The organism is Nodosilinea sp. FACHB-131 (assembly GCF_014695395.1).
Taxonomy (GTDB): Bacteria; Cyanobacteriota; Cyanobacteriia; order Phormidesmidales; family Phormidesmidaceae; genus Nodosilinea.
Genome location: NZ_JACJOF010000013.1, coordinates 173299 through 188298, shown reverse-complemented (window position 1 = coordinate 188298; position 15000 = coordinate 173299). Strand labels below are relative to the sequence as shown.

Here is a 15000-nt window from a genome sequence, read left to right as displayed (position 1 = left end):
GTTTCTTGATTGTTGTTAGGGCTGAAGCATCATGTCTCGCTCATTAAAAAAAGGGCCATTTGTGGCCGACCACCTTCTTTCCAAGATCGAAGCCCTAAACACCAGGGGTGATAAGCAGGTAATTAAGACCTGGTCGCGGGCCTCTACGATTCTGCCCCAGATGATTGGGCATACGATTGCAGTGCACAATGGTCGCCAGCATGTGCCGGTCTATGTCACTGAACAGATGGTGGGCCATAAACTGGGTGAATTTGCTCCCACGCGGACCTTTCGTGGCCACGCCAAGACCGATAAAAAAGCTCGTCGTTAGGTATTAGGTAGAGGAACTGGAAAAATGGCTGTGGATACCTCAGAGCAGGTTAAGGCGGTAGCTCGCTATGTGCGCATGTCGCCCCGCAAGGTGCGTCGGGTACTTGATCAAATTCGCGGCAAGAGCTATCGGGATGCGCTAATCATCCTGGAGTTTATGCCCTACAAAGCGTGCGAGCCCATTATTAAAGTGTTACGTTCTGCCGTAGCTAATGCTGAGCACAACAACGGTCTTGACCCAACAGGTTTGGTAGTCAGCGAGGCATTTGCTGATGCAGGTCCAGCCTTGAAGCGGTTTCGCCCACGAGCCCAAGGTCGGGCTTATCAAATTCGCAAGCCGACCTGCCACATCACTATTGCTGTGGCTCCGGCTGCTGAATAGCTTGTCGTACTGATTCCATTGTCCAAACACAGTTGTTCAAAAACCAATTTTCAGAGGGTTAGTTCGTGGGACACAAGATTCATCCAACCGGGTTTCGCCTTGGCATCGTTCAAGAGCACCGCTCTCGCTGGTTTGCAGAGGGCACTCGCTATCCTGATCTACTTCAGGAAGACTATCGCATTCGCGAGTATGTTCAAAAAACTTTGAACAATGCTGGTATCGCCGATATTCGCATTGAGCGCAAGGCTGACCAAATTGATCTTGAGTTGCGGACTGCTCGTCCTGGGGTTGTGGTAGGTCGTGGTGGAGCGGGTATTGAGTCGCTAAGAGTAGGCGTGCAGAAGCTACTCAAGGACTCCAACCGCCAAATTCGCGTCAATGTGGTGGAAGTGAACCGCGTGGATGCGGACGCTGCCCTAGTCGCTGAATACATTATTCAGCAGCTAGAGCGTCGGGTTTCCTTTCGCCGGGTGGTGCGCCAAGCTATTCAGCGTGCCCAGCGCGCTGGGGTGGAAGGTATCAAAATTCAGGTGAGCGGTCGTTTGAACGGTGCAGAAATTGCCCGTACTGAGTGGACTCGGGAAGGTCGGGTACCTCTCCACACTCTACGGGCTGATGTTGACTACGCCTACACGACTGCTCAAACCACCTATGGCATTTTGGGTGTCAAGGTTTGGATCTTTAAGGGCGAGATTATTCCCGGTCAAGAGGAAGCTCCAGCTGCTGCCCCTAATGCTCAACCCCGTCGCCGTCAGCCCCGTCGTCGTCAGCAGTTTGATGACCGCTCTAATGAAGATTAGGCTGTCCTAGCGTTTCTTTGATTGATTTTACCTGTGACTTCAAGAGTGCCGATCCATGCTAAGTCCAAAACGAACTAAATTTCGCAAGCAGCACCGCGGGCGTATGCGCGGAATGGCTCAGCGGGGCAGCGACATCAACTTTGGTGATTTTGCCCTTCAGGCAACCGAGCCCTGCTGGCTAACTGCTCGTCAGATTGAAGCAGCCCGTCGAGCCATGACCCGCTATGTACGGCGAGGCGGCAAGATCTGGATTCGCGTCTTTCCCGACAAGCCTGTGACCATGCGTCCCGCAGAAACTCGAATGGGTTCTGGTAAGGGTAACCCTGAGTTTTGGGTAGCTGTGGTGAAGCCTGGCCGCATCGTTTTTGAGATTGCTGGGGTACCTGAAGCTACTGCTCGGGAAGCGATGCGACTAGCTGCTTTTAAGCTGCCGTTTAAGACTAAGTTCATCGCCCGCGAAAGCAAGGAGGCGTAGGCCAATGGCATTAACTAAGATTCAAGAGGCGCGCAGCCTGAGCGATGAAGAGTTGCTAAATGCGATCGCTGAGACCAAGCGCGAACTGTTTCAACTGCGATTTCAAAAAGCTACTCGCCAACTCGATAAGCAAGTGCATCAGTTTAAGCATCTCCGTCATCGTCTGTCTCAGCTTATGACGGTTCAGCGGGAGCGCCAGCTGATTGCCCTAGAGGCAGAGGCAGAGGTCCAAGCCACCGCTGTGGCAGCAGCCGCAACAGAATCGGTAACAGCGTAGGGAATAGGTGAATTAGATGGCGGTTAAAGAACGAGTGGGACTGGTTGTTAGCAACAAGATGGATAAAACCGTCGTAGTTGCCGTGGAAAGCCGCACCTCCCATCCTAAGTACGGCAAGATTGTGGTGCGGACAAAGCGCTATAAGGCACATGACGAAGAGAATACGTGCCAGGAAGGCGATCAGGTGCGAATTCTTGAAACTCGTCCCCTGAGCCGAACCAAGCGCTGGACGGTGGCTGACATTGTTAATCGTGCGGCAGACGCATAGGGGGAATTGTGATTCAGCAGGAATCGTACTTAAACGTGGCGGACAACAGCGGTGCCCGGAAGCTTATGTGCATTCGCGTACTCGGTGGTAATCGCCGCTATGCCGGGGTGGGCGATGTAATCATTGCTGTGGTTAAAGATGCACTGCCAAACATGGCAGTGAAAAAGTCGGATGTGGTCCGGGCTGTAGTCGTTCGGACTAAGAAGGGCTTGCGCCGCAGCAGCGGCATGAGCATTCGTTTTGACGATAACGCGGCCGTGATCATTAACCAAGACGGAAATCCCAAAGGCACTCGCGTATTTGGGCCAGTAGCCCGTGAGCTGCGCGACAAAAACTTCACCAAGATTGTGTCGCTGGCACCGGAGGTTCTCTAATGGCAACAACAAAGCAGCCCGTGCGCCACAAGGTGCATGTGCGTAAGGGAGACACTGTTCAAGTGATTGCTGGGCGCGATCGCGGCAAAGTCGGCGAGGTGCTGACCGTTATTCCCAAAACCAGCCAAGTGGTTGTACAGGGCGTAAATATTCGCACCAAACACGTTAAGCCTCAGCAAGAAGGCGAGTCGGGTCAGATCGTGACCCAGGAAGCCCCCATCCACAGCTCTAACGTCATGCTTTACTCCGAGAAGGAGAAAGTGGCTAGCCGAGTTGCTTACACCTTTACCGATGACGGGCGTAAGGTGCGGATGCTGAAAAAGACCGGTGAAATCATTGACTAAGGCTTTTAGTCTTACGCTCATCCTCTAGTCCTGACCAAGCCCAGGAAAGCGATAGAAACGACCCATGACCGACCAGTTAAAGACCATATATAAAGACACCGTTGTACCTAAACTGATGGAACAGTTTAAGTACGACAACATTCATCAAGTGCCCAAGGTGGTCAAGGTGACCGTCAACCGTGGCTTGGGTGAAGCATCTCAGAATGCCAAAGCGCTGGAGTCTTCTCTGAGCGAACTGGCTCTCATCACCGGTCAGCGTCCGGTGGTAACCCGCGCCAAAAAGGCGATCGCAGGGTTCAAAATTCGTCAAGGCATGCCCGTGGGGGTCATGGTCACCTTACGTTCTGACCGCATGTACGCCTTTCTAAATCGCCTCATCAACCTGACCCTGCCCCGCATTCGTGACTTTCGCGGCATTAGCCCTAAGAGCTTCGACGGACGTGGCAACTACACCTTGGGTCTGCGAGAGCAGTTAATTTTTCCTGAAATTGACTACGACAGCATCGATCAAATTCGCGGTATGGACATCACCATTGTGACTACCGCCAGCACCGATGAAGAAGGCCGAGCGCTACTCAAGGAATTGGGTATGCCGTTCCGTGACAACTAACACAGGTTTATACGCGTACTAGAACTATGGCTGCTAACGACACAATTGCGGATATGTTGACTCGCATCAGAAATGCGAATCTGGCGCGGCACCAAACTGTAGGTATTCCTTCTACCCGGATGACCCGGAGTATTGCAAAGGTGCTTAAGGAAGAAGGGTTCATCACGGATTACTCTGAAACTACTGTCGAAGAGCGTCCTCAACTGGTGGTCGCCCTCAAGTACAAGGGCAAGACTCGTCAGCCCATCATTCGCAACCTTACTCGCGTTAGCAAGCCCGGTTTGCGCGTGTATTCCAACCGAAAAGAGCTACCTCGGGTGCTGGGGGGTATTGGCATTGCAATTGTTTCTACCTCTAGCGGAATCATGACTGACCGCGATGCCCGCCGTCAGGGTATTGGTGGCGAAGTGCTTTGCTATGTCTGGTAGGTAGCTGAACAGCAATGTTGTTAGCTAACGGCTAAGTCATCAAGGGCGTTATCGAGTGCTAAGGATTTAGGAGTTTTGCATCATGTCACGTATTGGCAAACGGCCAATCCCAGTCCCGGCTAAAGTGTCAATCGTAATTGACGGTCAGGACATTCAGGTTAAAGGGCCTAAGGGCGAGCTGTCTCGTACCCTGCCCAGCGGAGTGTTGGTGGTTCAGGACGGGGAGACCGTTCTGGTCAATCGCAAAGATGATTCTCGTCTAGCCCGCGAGCGTCACGGTCTCTGCCGCACCCTAGTGGCTAATATGGTTGAGGGGGTTTCGAATGGCTATCAAAAGCGCCTAGAGATTCAGGGTATTGGTTATCGGGCACAGGTGCAGGGCCGCAACTTGAACCTCAGCCTTGGGTACAGCCACCCTGTTGTATTTGAGCCTCCCGCCGGCATTGAGTTCGTAGTTGAGAACAATACCAATGTCATCATTAGCGGCATCGATAAAGAATTAGTAGGCAACATTGCCGCAAGCATTCGGGCCAGCCGCCCCCCTGAGCCCTATAAGGGTAAAGGTGTGCGCTACGCCGGTGAGCAGGTCAGACGTAAGGCCGGTAAGTCAGGGAAGAAATAAGCCATGAAAGCAAGTCGTAAAGAATTAACCCGTCGCCGTCACGTCCGCATCCGTCGCCGCGTGTTTGGCACCTCTGAGCGGCCTCGGTTGGCCGTATTTCGCTCAAACCAGCATATTTACGCTCAGATTATTGACGATACAGCTCACCATACTCTAGTGGCTGCCTCAACCGTTGAGCCTGATGTTTTGAAGGATGAGACGGGAGCTACTCAAGACTCAGCTGCTGTAGTTGGCAAACTAGTGGCTGAGCGTGCCCTAAAGGCTGGTATTACGCAAGTGGTTTTTGACCGAGGCGGCAAGTTATATCACGGACGAGTAGCGGCTCTGGCTGAGGCAGCCCGTGAAGCAGGCTTGAGCCTGTAGGCCAAGCGTGATTACTGGATAGAAAGCACCTAATTTTGCTTGATGTAAACAAGGCTGGGGAAAGGCATGGCAAACCGTCGCAAAGAAGCGCGTACTAAAGAAAAGAAAACCGACTGGCAGGAACGCGTTGTCCAAATCCGTCGTGTGACCAAGGTGGTGAAGGGAGGTAAAAAACTTAGCTTCCGTGCCATTGTGGTTGTCGGCAATGAGAAAGGCCAGGTCGGCGTTGGCGTTGGTAAGGCAGGCGATGTCATTGGCGCTGTAAAGAAGGGTGTAGCCGATGGCAAAAAGCACCTGGTAGATGTGCCTTTGACTCGCTCTTATTCCATTCCTCATCCCTCTAATGGGATTGGCGGTGGTGCCAAGGTATTTATGCGCCCTGCTGCCCCTGGTACTGGGGTAATTGCTGGTGGTGCCGTACGCACGGTGCTTGAATTAGCTGGGGTACGGAATGTCTTAGCCAAGCAACTAGGCTCTAACAACCCCCTCAATAATGCTCGAGCTGCGGCGGACGCTCTAGCTTCTCTACGCACCTTCGCTGACGTAGCTGAAGAACGGGATATCCCGGTTGAAAGCCTGTACATTTAATCCATTTCGGTATCGCTGTTTTTATTTTCCTCAGCCATGAGAATCAACGACGCACAACCACAAGTCGGCTCTAAGCGCCGCCGTCGCCGCGTCGGTCGCGGTATTTCTGCCGGCCAAGGCGCGAGCTGTGGCTTTGGTATGCGAGGACAAAAGTCTCGTTCGGGTAGCGGTACCCGACCTGGCTTTGAGGGTGGCCAAATGCCCCTCTACCGCCGCATCCCTAAGCTCAAGCACTTCCCTCTGGTCAATCAGAAGGAGTACACCATTATCAACGTTAAAGGGCTGTCTGACCTGGCAGCAGGGACTGATGTATCGCTTGAGTCGCTGCTTGAGGCGGGCATATTGACCACCAATGACGGTCCTTTGAAGGTGCTGGGTCATGGTGAAATTGGTGTGGCTCTAAACGTTAGAGCGGCGGCTTTTACCCAGTCTGCCAAGGAGAAAATTGAGCAGGCTGGCGGTACATGGGAAGTTGTCGCATAGCGGGATGTCTCGCTCATCCCTTAGACTAAAGTCAGGGACTGTAACCGTAGATTCTGCGGTTACTTATTGCCGTCAATGTATTGCTAAACGTAGGCCTGAGGTACATGCATGGTCGTAAGTCGGGGTAAAAATCCAAGCGCGCAGGAGACATTTATGCAAATGGCCCAGGCCGCTGGCCTGCGAAGCCGTTTGCTGGTGACTTTAGGGCTTCTGGTATTAGTGAGACTAGGGATTTTTATTCCGGTACCAGGTATTGATCGCCAAGCTTTTGGTGCTTCTATTCAGTCGGGCAGTTTAGCTGGCTTTGTAGGCTTCTTAGATATCTTTGTCGGGGGCGGTCTGTCCGCTCTAGGTATCTTTGCTCTGGGGATCCTGCCTTTCATCAACGCTTCGATTATTATGCAGCTGTTAACGGCGGCTCTGCCTCAGCTGGAAGATCTGCAAAAGAATGAAGGGGAAGCTGGCCGTCGCAAGATCTCCCAAATTACTCGCTACGTGGCTTTGGGCTGGGCAATTTTGCAGAGTACTTTGCTGGCGTCCTTCTTGCTCTATCAATTTGCGGAAGTTCCTGGTCCTGCATTTGTGGCCCAGACGGTAATTGCCCTGACAGCCGGGTCAATGTTTGTGATGTGGGTAGGTGAGTTAATCACTGAGCGTGGTATTGGCAACGGTGCTTCACTACTGATCTTTCTAAACATTGTTTCTACTCTTCCTCGGTCGTTAGGTCAAACGATTGAGTTGGCGCAGAGTGGCGATCGCGGCCTGGTGGGCGGCATTATCATTCTTATGCTTGCCTTTCTGGCAATGATTGTAGGAATTGTTTTTGTGCAGGAAGGGACTCGCCGCATTCCCATTATTTCTGCTCGTCGCCAGGTAGGTCGCAAGCTTTATTTAGAGCAGAGCAACTACTTGCCTCTGCGACTTAACCAGGGCGGCGTTATGCCCATTATTTTCGCCTCCGCAGTGCTGGTGCTGCCAATTTCGTTGACCCAGTACATTACCAATCCTGGATTCAGTCAGTTTGTGAATAACTACCTGAACCCAACTTCTCTGTTCTATGTTTCGCTGTACCTCGTTTTGATCCTCTTCTTTAGCTACTTCTATTCATCTTTGGTGATGAACCCAGATGATGTATCGCGCAACCTGAAGAAGATGGGAGCCAGTATCCCTGGCATTCGCCCTGGTAAGGCGACCACTGAGTACATCAGCCGCATTCTCAATCGGTTAACTTTTCTGGGCGCTGTTTTTTTGGGTATGGTAGCGGTTGTCCCCAGTGCTGTAGAGAGTTTGACTCGAGTACAAACTTTCAGGGGGTTCGGAGCTACTTCTCTGCTGATTCTGGTGGGTGTTGCTATTGACACTGCCAAGCAAATTCAGACCTACGTAATTTCCCAACGCTACGAAGGGATGGTGAAGCAGTAGTGACTCGACTTATTTTTTTAGGTCCGCCGGGGGCGGGCAAGGGTACCCAGGCTTTGCTGCTGGCCAAGGACTGTGAGGTTCCTCATATTTCTACTGGAGATATTCTACGGTCGGCGGTAGCGGCGGGTAGCGAGCTGGGTCAAAAAGCAGAGCAGTACATGAGCGCTGGGGAATTGGTGCCTGATGAGCTCATACTGGATTTAATTCAGGAGCGGTTGGGTCAGGATGATACCCAAGCAGGTTGGCTGCTGGACGGTTTTCCACGCAATGTGCCCCAGGCTGAGTTTTTGCAGAAGCTGCTTGATCAAATTGAACAGCCCGTTGACTTTGTAGTTAACTTGGATGTTGAGGACGATGTGATTGTTGCCCGTCTGCTGCAGCGGGGGCGTGACGACGATGAGGAGTCCGTGATTCTCAATCGGCTTCAGGTGTACCGTGAACAAACGGAGCCGCTAATTGATTTCTATCGCAGCCGCCAACAGTTGGTGTCGGTGGATGGTAATCAAACCATGGACGTAGTTCATGCTGACCTAAAGCGCCTAGTGATCGAGTAGTTGCTGGGGTTATGCTAGAGTTCAGCCTGTTGATTGTGTACTGAGGGAGAGTTCAGCTTGTCTAAGCAAGACCTAATTGAAATGGAGGGCACCATTACTGAATCGTTGCCGAACGCGATGTTTCGGGTTGATTTGGATAATGGATTTAACGTATTAGCCCACATTTCTGGGAAGATTCGTCGTAATTACATCAAGATTTTGCCAGGCGATCGCGTCAAGGTAGAGCTTACCCCCTACGACCTCACCAAGGGGCGTATTACCTATCGTCTTCGCAAGAAGTAGCCTGGACTAGGCCAAGATGGGTGCTAATAGTTTGTCGGCCCCTGTGCGGAAGATGTCTGCACAGGGAAGTTTTGTTTGGGCTTCGACCGACTGAATGGCCTCCTCAGCAGCAGCTGCGGTTAGGTGACCCGTGTTAAGGGCGATCGCGACTACCTTAGCCGGGTAAAATGCCCCTGCCGCTGTTGTGACCTGTTCATAAAGGGCGATTACGCCGGGTAAATCTGGGATTTTTACTTGGGGAAAATTGTGGATGTGGCTCTGCCCAGCTCGGTGTACCAGCACCAGATGGGTGGGTTGGGTGCCTCGCAGCAGAGGCAGTGTAGCGGTCGAGGCCGGGTTGAGTAGCGATCCCTGCCCTTCCACAAAGACGAAGTCGTAATGAGGGCCATGGCGCATAAGCTGCTGTTCAACGGCTCCTGACGCGTAATCGACCCGAATGGCATCTAGCGGCACGCCGTCGTCCCCCAACATGAGGTTGGTTTGGCCCGTGGCAATCACTTTAGAGCGCAACCCGCGCTGGAGGCAGGCGCGGTGCAGCTCTAGGGTTGCCGACATTTTGCCCACGGACATATCGGTACCTATAGTCAGAATGCGCTTGCAGGTTAGCTGACTGGCTTGCCCGCTCCCCACAGTCAGGCCTTCCGGTTCCTGGCGTACGTCCCAAATCCACTGATAGTCTCTTAGCCAGGGCTGGAGTGCCGGGTGTTTGGCCATTGGGGTATGGAGGCCATTGACGATACTCAGTCCTGCCTGGACCGCCTGCTCAATTTCTTGAAACCAAGCGTCGGGCAGCTTACCACCGGAGGGGGCGATGCCAATCGCCAGCACATCTGGGGTATAAGTCAGAGCCTCGGTGAGCGATTTGACAACGGGGATGGGCTTATCGATGCCGGTGAGGTCGTGGAGCGATCGCCCCGCCGCCTGGTAATCAATCACCGCCACAATCGGCGATTGGCTAAAGCGCAGCAGGGCCAGACCCGTCTTGCCCATGGTGCTTTGGGTGCCCTCGTGCATGAGTAGGGCAATGCGACTATTGGGCTTGAGGTGCATAGCTAAGTCCAAGTCCAGGATTGGTGGAGGGGAGTAGGCGTCCGTCAGCTAGGGTAAGGCCACTGAAGGGGTCGTCCCGCAGGTTGAGGTGGCTGTCGAGGTCGAGATAGTCGGCTAAGGGTGAGAGCTGAGCCATAGCCCCATTCGCTAAGCTGCTGTCGGAATAGCAACCGAACATTACCTGAAGGCCGCAGGCCCGCGCGGTGTGAATCATCCGTAGGGCCTCGGTCAGCCCCCCAGCTTTCATCAACTTAATGTTAATGCCATCGACTAAATCTGCTAGGCGAGGAATATCTAAACTGTTGAAGCAGCTCTCATCCACGAAGATTGGCAGCGGTGAGTCCCGCTTGAGCTTGACCAAGTCGGCATCCTGGCTGACGGGTAGGGGTTGCTCTAGGTGAGTAACGCGGCGATCGCTCAGCCAATCCGCCATTTGCTTGGCTTCCTCCAGACTCCAGCCGCCGTTGGCATCAACGCTGAGGCTGACGGCGGTGGGAATATTGTCATAGACGGCCTGAAACATGGCTTGATCCGCTGCGATACCGTGGGGACTACCAAGCTTCACCTTAAGGGCATGGGCGGAGGTTTGCTGTAGCCAATCCTGCGATCGCTGCTGGGCCGCCTCGGGTGATGAAATGCCCACGGTAACTGACGTTGGCTGAATGCGCCCTAAGTCTAGCCCCAGCAGTCGCCAAATGGGCTGCCCAACCCACTTGCCGCACCAGTCCCACAGCGCTACGTCGAGTGCGGCGCGGGTGGCTGAGTGGAGAGATAATTCGGCAATAGCGGCCTCCATAGCCTGCCGTTCTAACGGATGGAAAGACGATATGGTCGTCTGCAAGCGAACTATCTCTGCCTGCAAGGTGGCCAACGTTTGCTGGTGAGTGCCAATGGAAAACGGAGCCGCTTCCCCCCAGCCTTCTACGCCTTCAGCGCTGAGCTTTAGCCAGAGGTTGGTTGACTGAGCCGTGGTGCCGCGACTGATGGTGAGCGGTACACGTTTGTGAACAGTAAACGGCTGATAGGTGATTTCCATACAGGGGTAGCTAGCTTGGGGGCAGTAGATGGCAGCGCCGCAGGTCAACGCTGAAGCAGGGTAATGCTCTTACGGGGCTGCCATCAGTCCAGCTGTCGCGCCACTGATTGTTCGGCTAGCTGAGTTTTCATGCAATGCTACCGCATCCAATTTGTAGAGGGCTGCGTACCGGGTATGAGTCTTCACCAAAGAGACTTTTAGCCGTTTGTTGAATGGAATGAAGCATCATGTTGAGAGAACGAAAGCATTGGCGCAATAGCTTAATTGCCTTAGCTACCTGCCTGTTTGTAACAGTACTGTACTCCCCCATGCTGGGTCGGGTGATGGCTCAGTCGCCGTTGGCAACCCCTATGACCGTGTCAGCAACTCCTTGGTCTGGTGCCCCCAGTGACACCTTTGCCCTAGGAGAACAGATTGACGCAAACCTAGCGGCGGCTACGGCTCCCCTACTAGCTCAGGGCTTCGATGCGCCCATCGTTACCTATATAGCCATGCTTAACGGTCAGAATATCGTTCCCAAAGCGGCTAAAACCGAGGCTCGTGGAGTGGTTGGGGCTGCCCTGTCCGGCAATCGCTTGGTGGTGCGCGGCAGCTTTCGAGAGCTGAGCAGTGCCCCGCGCGACTATGCCACCGATCCGCTCGATCCGCCCAACCCCAACATCACCTCGGCGTTCCACGTCCACCGCGGTAGCGCTAGCGAAAATGGGCCATTTCAGTACGCCCTAGATGTAACTATGAATGCCAATGGTCGTGGGGGCAGCGCCATGGGCGACTACACCCTTACCCCTGAACAGCTTCAGGCGCTGCAAAACGGCATGCTGTATATCGACTTCCACACCACTCGCTACCGCGCTGGCGAACTACGGGGCGTTTTAATGCCTGTTTAGGCGAACGCTACGTACTCTATATCCTGTTGGGTGGTGGCTGAACGCCAGCCCCACCTAACGGAATGGCAGCAGACCCGAAGCATGGCATTGTAGAAAGCGATGATTGCGGTACGATCCTTCAGTTACATGACGGGTCTGGTGTCTGAGCATCCGATATATATGGATTTTGATCGACTAACCTCGACTGAAACTGAATCGCCCACGGATGCAGACCTTTGGTTAGCTTTAAAGACGGGGCAGACTGACGCCCTTGGGCCTCTGTACGATCGCCACGGTGGACTGGTCTACGGTATCGCTCTCAAAGTGCTAGGCCACACCCAGGAAGCCGAAGACCTGACCCAAGATATTTTTGTCAAGCTACCGTCGACGGCCTATGACCCCCGGCGAGGCTCGTTGCGCACGTTCTTGGCCATACTGACGCGATCGCGCGCCATTGACCGCCTGCGATCGCGTCAGGTGGCTCGGGCTGCGGTGGAACGTATTCAGTCTATTGACATGACGTCTCCAGCCCATACCCCTGAGCAAGCCTTAGCCCAAGCCGAGCGTGCCCAAGACATCCAGACTGCTCTGGCCCAGCTCTCTGAGAGTCAGCAAGAGATTTTGCGCCTGGCTTATTACGAAGGGCTATCCCAGGCCACCATTGCCGAACAGCTCAATACCCCCTTGGGCACCGTCAAAACTCATTCTCGTCGAGGTCTGCTGAGGCTGCGACAAATTCTCCAAGAGCATTGGGGTAACTAGCACTATGACTAGGTCAATTTCATCAGAACAATTGCAGCAGCTGCTGGCGGGCTATGTCCTCTACGACCTCAGCCCCGAAGAGTCGATTGCCCTGGCAGAGCTGCTGGCGGCCAACCCCGATCTACAGCAGGATATTGACCAGCTTCAGCAGGCATTGGAAATAGCCTACGACGGTGATCCCGTCAGCCCGCCTGCGCATTTGAGGACAGCTCTGCTACAGACCGCTGCCCAGCTGGTTGATGGGGCTGAAGCAGTGAGTGCCCCGGTTTCGACTCTGGGGCTGCGACCTCGGCGCTGGGGAAGTCTTTGGGGGGCAGCGGCAGCGGCGCTAATTGCTGGCCTTAGTTTAAGCAACCTGATGCTTTGGCGCACGCTACAGCTTGAGCGCGCCAGTCAGCCCGAGGACGAAACCTTGACCATTGCCCTAGGTTCTCCTGGGGGTGATACTTCGTCAGGGCAAGCTCAGGTGGTGATCAACCCCAATACCCTAGCGGGCTCCCTCATGGTGGAGAACCTGCCTGCCCTGGAGCCCGGCACTGTTTACGTGCTGTGGACGGTGGTAGATCCCAATGCCACCGCCACCGTGGATCAAAAAAACGCCATTCTCACCACCGTGTTCACCGTGGATGAGCAGGGTCAGGTGTCGCAACCGATTGATCTGCCGCCTGTGTACCGCCGCGATCGCGATCTGGTGCGAGCTGTGGCCATTACCAAAGAGAGTGCCACTGCTCCCCAGGCTCACCTGTCGCCCCCCCTGCTGATTCAGCCCCTGTAGAAACCCTAGGTTTCTCTGGCATGGGATAGAGCATTGGCGAGATAATTGAGCCATAGATCCTACGAGAGGTGTGTGTTGGCTCCATCGGTTTTGCCTGCTACCGCGTTTATTGATCCCCAGGGCCACAACCGAGCGGCCATCGCAGCGATTTTGCAGACGGTGGTCGAGCAAATCCTTGACTACTCCACAGGGGCGGGTAGCCACGACCCTCTGCCCTCGATCAAGGATGTTGAGTTTGGCGGTATTCCAGCTCAGCCCACGGCGATCGCTCCCCTGCTGGCATCCCTGGGCGACCTGATGGCCCAGTCGATGAACCCGGCTCACCCCGGCTATATGGGCCACATGGACCCCTTGCCCAGCACCGCTTCCATTGTGGGCGACTGGGCGGCCGCCGCCCTGAACAACAACATGCTGAGTGTAGAGATGTCGCCCGCTCTATCGCGCCTAGAGCCACTGCTGCTGGCCGAATTGGCCCAGCTGTTTGGGCTGGGGGAGCGGGCGGGGGGGCTGCTGGCCAGCGGCGGCAGCCTGGCCAACTTGCAGGCGCTCACCGTAGCTCGCAACGTCAAACTGGACTGTTTACAGAAAGGGCTCGCTGGGGGGCCACCACCAGTGATCTTAGCCTCGGAGATGGCTCACACCTCGATTCAAAAGGCGGCAATGGTGTTGGGGCTGGGGCTGGAGGGGGTGGTGCTGGTACCTGCGAACGCCAATGCTCAGATGGACGCGAATGCCTTAGAAGAGAAAATTCAGGGTGCGATCGCCCGGGGGCAGCGGCCCTTTGCAGTGGTGGGCACGGCGGGCACCACCGTCACCGGCAACATTGACCCACTGCCCGAAATTGCCCGCATTGCTCAAACCCACGGGCTCTGGTTCCATGTGGATGCGGCCTACGGTGGGGCGATTGCCTTTTCGCCTCAGCACCGCCCTCGGCTGACGGGCATTGAACAGGCTGATTCCGTGACATTTAACCCCCAAAAATGGCTGTATGTCACTAAGACCTGCGCCTCAGTGCTATTTCGCGATTTGGGATTGCTGCACAGTCACTTTCGAGTGCCGGCACCCTACATGAATACTGAGCCTGACTGGGTAAATCTAGGGGAGCTGACGGTGCAGGGAACCCGCCATGCCGACGTGCTTAAACTGTGGCTCACGCTCCAGCATCTAGGCCAGGCAGGCTGCGCTGAACTGATTGAGGCTAGCTATGCCCTGAGCCATCACTTTGTCACCCAGGTGCGCCAGCGGCCCTACCTGGAACTAGCGAGCGAGCCTGAGATGAATCTAATCTGCTTTCGCGGCTGCCCTCCCGCGCTGCCGCCGGCTCAGTGGGATGCCTGGAACGCTAGCTTGCAGGACTATTTGCTGAAGCAGCACCAAATCTTTTTGTCGGTGCCTAACTTTCGAGGGCAGCGATGGTTGAAGGCGGTGCTGCTCAACCCATTCACTACGGTGGCTGAGGTGAGTAAGCTGTTTGAGGCTGTCGATCAGTACGCTGGTAGCGCTGCGGGTTGAGGGGGCGATCGCCCGTCTATTTACCCAAAACAAGTTATCCACAGACTGCCAAAAAGCTGTGGATAACTTAGAGCTTTTACAATTTACGAAAACAGGTGATCCTAAAAGCCCTGACTGTGCAGGCCTTTTAGCGAATGCCTTAAAACTGAGGCTCGCGGGCAGCCTGTGGAAAACTGGAACTAAATTGAGCTTCTAGCAACCGATCTGCCGCAGTTTTGCTGGGGCAGCACAGGCCTGAATGAATTATGGGCTCCTTATCCTAAAGAGGCGACCCCGTTAGCACTGTAAACCACAATACATTAATACATTTCTTTGCAATTGACGACTGACCCTGCCCACTACTTAGGACCAGGCCAAGCCCAGGGGAGCCTAGAATCGCTATGCTAAAGAAGCTCCAGCACAGCGGCCGGACGCTGTC

23 protein-coding genes are annotated in these 15000 nt (G+C 54.4%); 21 read left to right on the top strand and 2 right to left on the bottom strand.

The window, feature by feature from the left end; translation table 11 throughout:
* Positions 1 to 31: 31 nt before the first annotated feature.
* The 17 genes from rpsS (at position 32) to infA (ending at position 8581) form a co-directional block, all read left to right on the top strand.
* On the top strand, positions 32 to 310 hold the full coding sequence (rpsS, locus tag H6F75_RS09270) for a 30S ribosomal protein S19 (protein ID WP_190522670.1): 279 nt from the start codon (positions 32 to 34) through the stop codon (positions 308 to 310).
* Between the two features lie 24 nt (positions 311 to 334).
* A complete protein-coding gene (rplV, locus tag H6F75_RS09265; RefSeq protein WP_190522672.1) occupies positions 335 to 691 on the top strand; it encodes a 50S ribosomal protein L22 in 357 nt (118 codons plus the stop codon).
* Positions 692 to 756: 65 nt separating this feature from the next.
* Positions 757 to 1491: a 30S ribosomal protein S3 gene (gene rpsC, locus H6F75_RS09260; RefSeq protein ID WP_190751417.1), complete on the top strand. Its 735-nt coding sequence runs from the start codon at positions 757 to 759 to the stop codon at positions 1489 to 1491.
* 55 nt (positions 1492 to 1546) lie between these two features.
* Complete coding sequence (rplP, locus tag H6F75_RS09255) at positions 1547 to 1966, top strand: 50S ribosomal protein L16 (RefSeq protein WP_073609628.1); 420 nt, start codon at positions 1547 to 1549, stop codon at positions 1964 to 1966.
* 4 nt (positions 1967 to 1970) lie between these two features.
* On the top strand, positions 1971 to 2243 hold the full coding sequence (gene rpmC / locus H6F75_RS09250) for a 50S ribosomal protein L29 (protein ID WP_190751415.1): 273 nt from the start codon (positions 1971 to 1973) through the stop codon (positions 2241 to 2243).
* 16 nt (positions 2244 to 2259) lie between these two features.
* Positions 2260 to 2511 (top strand): 30S ribosomal protein S17, encoded by a 252-nt coding sequence (rpsQ, locus tag H6F75_RS09245; protein WP_190751412.1) that lies wholly within the window; start codon positions 2260 to 2262, stop codon positions 2509 to 2511.
* An 8-nt stretch (positions 2512 to 2519) separates the two neighbouring features.
* Positions 2520 to 2885 (top strand): 50S ribosomal protein L14, encoded by a 366-nt coding sequence (rplN, locus tag H6F75_RS09240; protein WP_073609625.1) that lies wholly within the window; start codon positions 2520 to 2522, stop codon positions 2883 to 2885.
* Entirely contained in the window at positions 2885 to 3229 is a 345-nt protein-coding gene (gene rplX / locus H6F75_RS09235) for a 50S ribosomal protein L24 (protein WP_073609624.1), read from the top strand. Before rplN ends, rplX begins: the two co-directional genes overlap by 1 nt.
* 64 nt (positions 3230 to 3293) lie before the next feature.
* Positions 3294 to 3839 (top strand): 50S ribosomal protein L5, encoded by a 546-nt coding sequence (gene rplE, locus H6F75_RS09230; protein WP_190522683.1) that lies wholly within the window; start codon positions 3294 to 3296, stop codon positions 3837 to 3839.
* 26 nt (positions 3840 to 3865) lie between these two features.
* On the top strand, positions 3866 to 4267 hold the full coding sequence (gene rpsH / locus H6F75_RS09225; RefSeq protein ID WP_035991897.1) for a 30S ribosomal protein S8: 402 nt from the start codon (positions 3866 to 3868) through the stop codon (positions 4265 to 4267).
* A gap of 82 nt (positions 4268 to 4349) precedes the next feature.
* The gene (gene rplF / locus H6F75_RS09220; RefSeq protein ID WP_190751410.1) at positions 4350 to 4889 is read left to right on the top strand and encodes a 50S ribosomal protein L6; all 540 of its coding nucleotides are present in this window, start codon (positions 4350 to 4352) and stop codon (positions 4887 to 4889) included.
* A gap of 3 nt (positions 4890 to 4892) precedes the next feature.
* Entirely contained in the window at positions 4893 to 5252 is a 360-nt protein-coding gene (rplR, locus tag H6F75_RS09215) for a 50S ribosomal protein L18 (protein ID WP_190751408.1), read from the top strand.
* A 66-nt stretch (positions 5253 to 5318) separates the two neighbouring features.
* The gene (gene rpsE, locus H6F75_RS09210) at positions 5319 to 5840 is read left to right on the top strand and encodes a 30S ribosomal protein S5 (protein ID WP_073609619.1); all 522 of its coding nucleotides are present in this window, start codon (positions 5319 to 5321) and stop codon (positions 5838 to 5840) included.
* 36 nt (positions 5841 to 5876) lie between these two features.
* A complete protein-coding gene (rplO, locus tag H6F75_RS09205) occupies positions 5877 to 6323 on the top strand; it encodes a 50S ribosomal protein L15 (protein WP_073609618.1) in 447 nt (148 codons plus the stop codon).
* 108 nt (positions 6324 to 6431) lie between these two features.
* Positions 6432 to 7745, top strand: coding sequence for a preprotein translocase subunit SecY (secY, locus tag H6F75_RS09200; RefSeq protein ID WP_073609617.1), 1314 nt, complete (start codon positions 6432 to 6434; stop codon positions 7743 to 7745).
* Positions 7745 to 8299, top strand: a complete 555-nt coding sequence (locus H6F75_RS09195) for an adenylate kinase (protein WP_190751406.1) — start codon at positions 7745 to 7747, stop codon at positions 8297 to 8299. Before secY ends, H6F75_RS09195 begins: the two co-directional genes overlap by 1 nt.
* A gap of 57 nt (positions 8300 to 8356) precedes the next feature.
* A complete protein-coding gene (gene infA / locus H6F75_RS09190; protein WP_017297627.1) occupies positions 8357 to 8581 on the top strand; it encodes a translation initiation factor IF-1 in 225 nt (74 codons plus the stop codon).
* Between the two features lie 6 nt (positions 8582 to 8587).
* Here the strand turns inward: infA and H6F75_RS09185 are convergent, their stop codons facing one another.
* Together H6F75_RS09185 and H6F75_RS09180 are read right to left on the bottom strand one after the other, a co-directional pair.
* Complete coding sequence (locus H6F75_RS09185) at positions 8588 to 9631, bottom strand: DUF1611 domain-containing protein (protein ID WP_190751404.1); 1044 nt, start codon at positions 9629 to 9631, stop codon at positions 8588 to 8590.
* A complete protein-coding gene (locus H6F75_RS09180; protein WP_190751402.1) occupies positions 9612 to 10667 on the bottom strand; it encodes a dipeptide epimerase in 1056 nt (351 codons plus the stop codon). Before H6F75_RS09180 ends, H6F75_RS09185 begins: the two co-directional genes overlap by 20 nt.
* 227 nt (positions 10668 to 10894) lie before the next feature.
* Between H6F75_RS09180 and H6F75_RS09175 the strand changes: the two genes are divergently transcribed.
* From H6F75_RS09175 to H6F75_RS09160, 4 genes are all read left to right on the top strand, one after another.
* A complete protein-coding gene (locus H6F75_RS09175) occupies positions 10895 to 11554 on the top strand; it encodes a CHRD domain-containing protein (RefSeq protein ID WP_190751400.1) in 660 nt (219 codons plus the stop codon).
* A gap of 159 nt (positions 11555 to 11713) precedes the next feature.
* The gene (locus H6F75_RS09170; RefSeq protein WP_190751398.1) at positions 11714 to 12295 is read left to right on the top strand and encodes a sigma-70 family RNA polymerase sigma factor; all 582 of its coding nucleotides are present in this window, start codon (positions 11714 to 11716) and stop codon (positions 12293 to 12295) included.
* Between the two features lie 4 nt (positions 12296 to 12299).
* The gene (locus H6F75_RS09165) at positions 12300 to 13070 is read left to right on the top strand and encodes an anti-sigma factor (protein WP_190751396.1); all 771 of its coding nucleotides are present in this window, start codon (positions 12300 to 12302) and stop codon (positions 13068 to 13070) included.
* A gap of 72 nt (positions 13071 to 13142) precedes the next feature.
* Positions 13143 to 14582 (top strand): aspartate aminotransferase family protein, encoded by a 1440-nt coding sequence (locus H6F75_RS09160; RefSeq protein ID WP_347710628.1) that lies wholly within the window; start codon positions 13143 to 13145, stop codon positions 14580 to 14582.
* Positions 14583 to 15000: the final 418 nt, after the last annotated feature.

Bases quoted from the DNA above. Each gene is read 5' to 3' on its own strand.
- rpsS (WP_190522670.1), top strand. From the start codon at position 32: ATGTCTCGCTCATTAAAAAAAGGGCCATTTGTGGCCGACCACCTTCTT.
- rplV (WP_190522672.1), top strand. From the start codon at position 335: ATGGCTGTGGATACCTCAGAGCAGGTTAAGGCGGTAGCTCGCTATGTG.
- rplP (WP_073609628.1), top strand. From the start codon at position 1,547: ATGCTAAGTCCAAAACGAACTAAATTTCGCAAGCAGCACCGCGGGCGT.
- rpmC (WP_190751415.1), top strand. From the start codon at position 1,971: ATGGCATTAACTAAGATTCAAGAGGCGCGCAGCCTGAGCGATGAAGAG.
- rpsQ (WP_190751412.1), top strand. From the start codon at position 2,260: ATGGCGGTTAAAGAACGAGTGGGACTGGTTGTTAGCAACAAGATGGAT.
- rplX (WP_073609624.1), top strand. From the start codon at position 2,885: ATGGCAACAACAAAGCAGCCCGTGCGCCACAAGGTGCATGTGCGTAAG.
- rplE (WP_190522683.1), top strand. From the start codon at position 3,294: ATGACCGACCAGTTAAAGACCATATATAAAGACACCGTTGTACCTAAA.
- rpsH (WP_035991897.1), top strand. From the start codon at position 3,866: ATGGCTGCTAACGACACAATTGCGGATATGTTGACTCGCATCAGAAAT.
- rplF (WP_190751410.1), top strand. From the start codon at position 4,350: ATGTCACGTATTGGCAAACGGCCAATCCCAGTCCCGGCTAAAGTGTCA.
- rplR (WP_190751408.1), top strand. From the start codon at position 4,893: ATGAAAGCAAGTCGTAAAGAATTAACCCGTCGCCGTCACGTCCGCATC.
- rpsE (WP_073609619.1), top strand. From the start codon at position 5,319: ATGGCAAACCGTCGCAAAGAAGCGCGTACTAAAGAAAAGAAAACCGAC.
- rplO (WP_073609618.1), top strand. From the start codon at position 5,877: ATGAGAATCAACGACGCACAACCACAAGTCGGCTCTAAGCGCCGCCGT.
- secY (WP_073609617.1), top strand. From the start codon at position 6,432: ATGGTCGTAAGTCGGGGTAAAAATCCAAGCGCGCAGGAGACATTTATG.
- H6F75_RS09185 (WP_190751404.1), bottom strand. From the start codon at position 9,631: ATGCACCTCAAGCCCAATAGTCGCATTGCCCTACTCATGCACGAGGGC.
- H6F75_RS09180 (WP_190751402.1), bottom strand. From the start codon at position 10,667: ATGGAAATCACCTATCAGCCGTTTACTGTTCACAAACGTGTACCGCTC.
- H6F75_RS09175 (WP_190751400.1), top strand. From the start codon at position 10,895: ATGTTGAGAGAACGAAAGCATTGGCGCAATAGCTTAATTGCCTTAGCT.
- H6F75_RS09170 (WP_190751398.1), top strand. From the start codon at position 11,714: ATGGATTTTGATCGACTAACCTCGACTGAAACTGAATCGCCCACGGAT.
- H6F75_RS09165 (WP_190751396.1), top strand. From the start codon at position 12,300: ATGACTAGGTCAATTTCATCAGAACAATTGCAGCAGCTGCTGGCGGGC.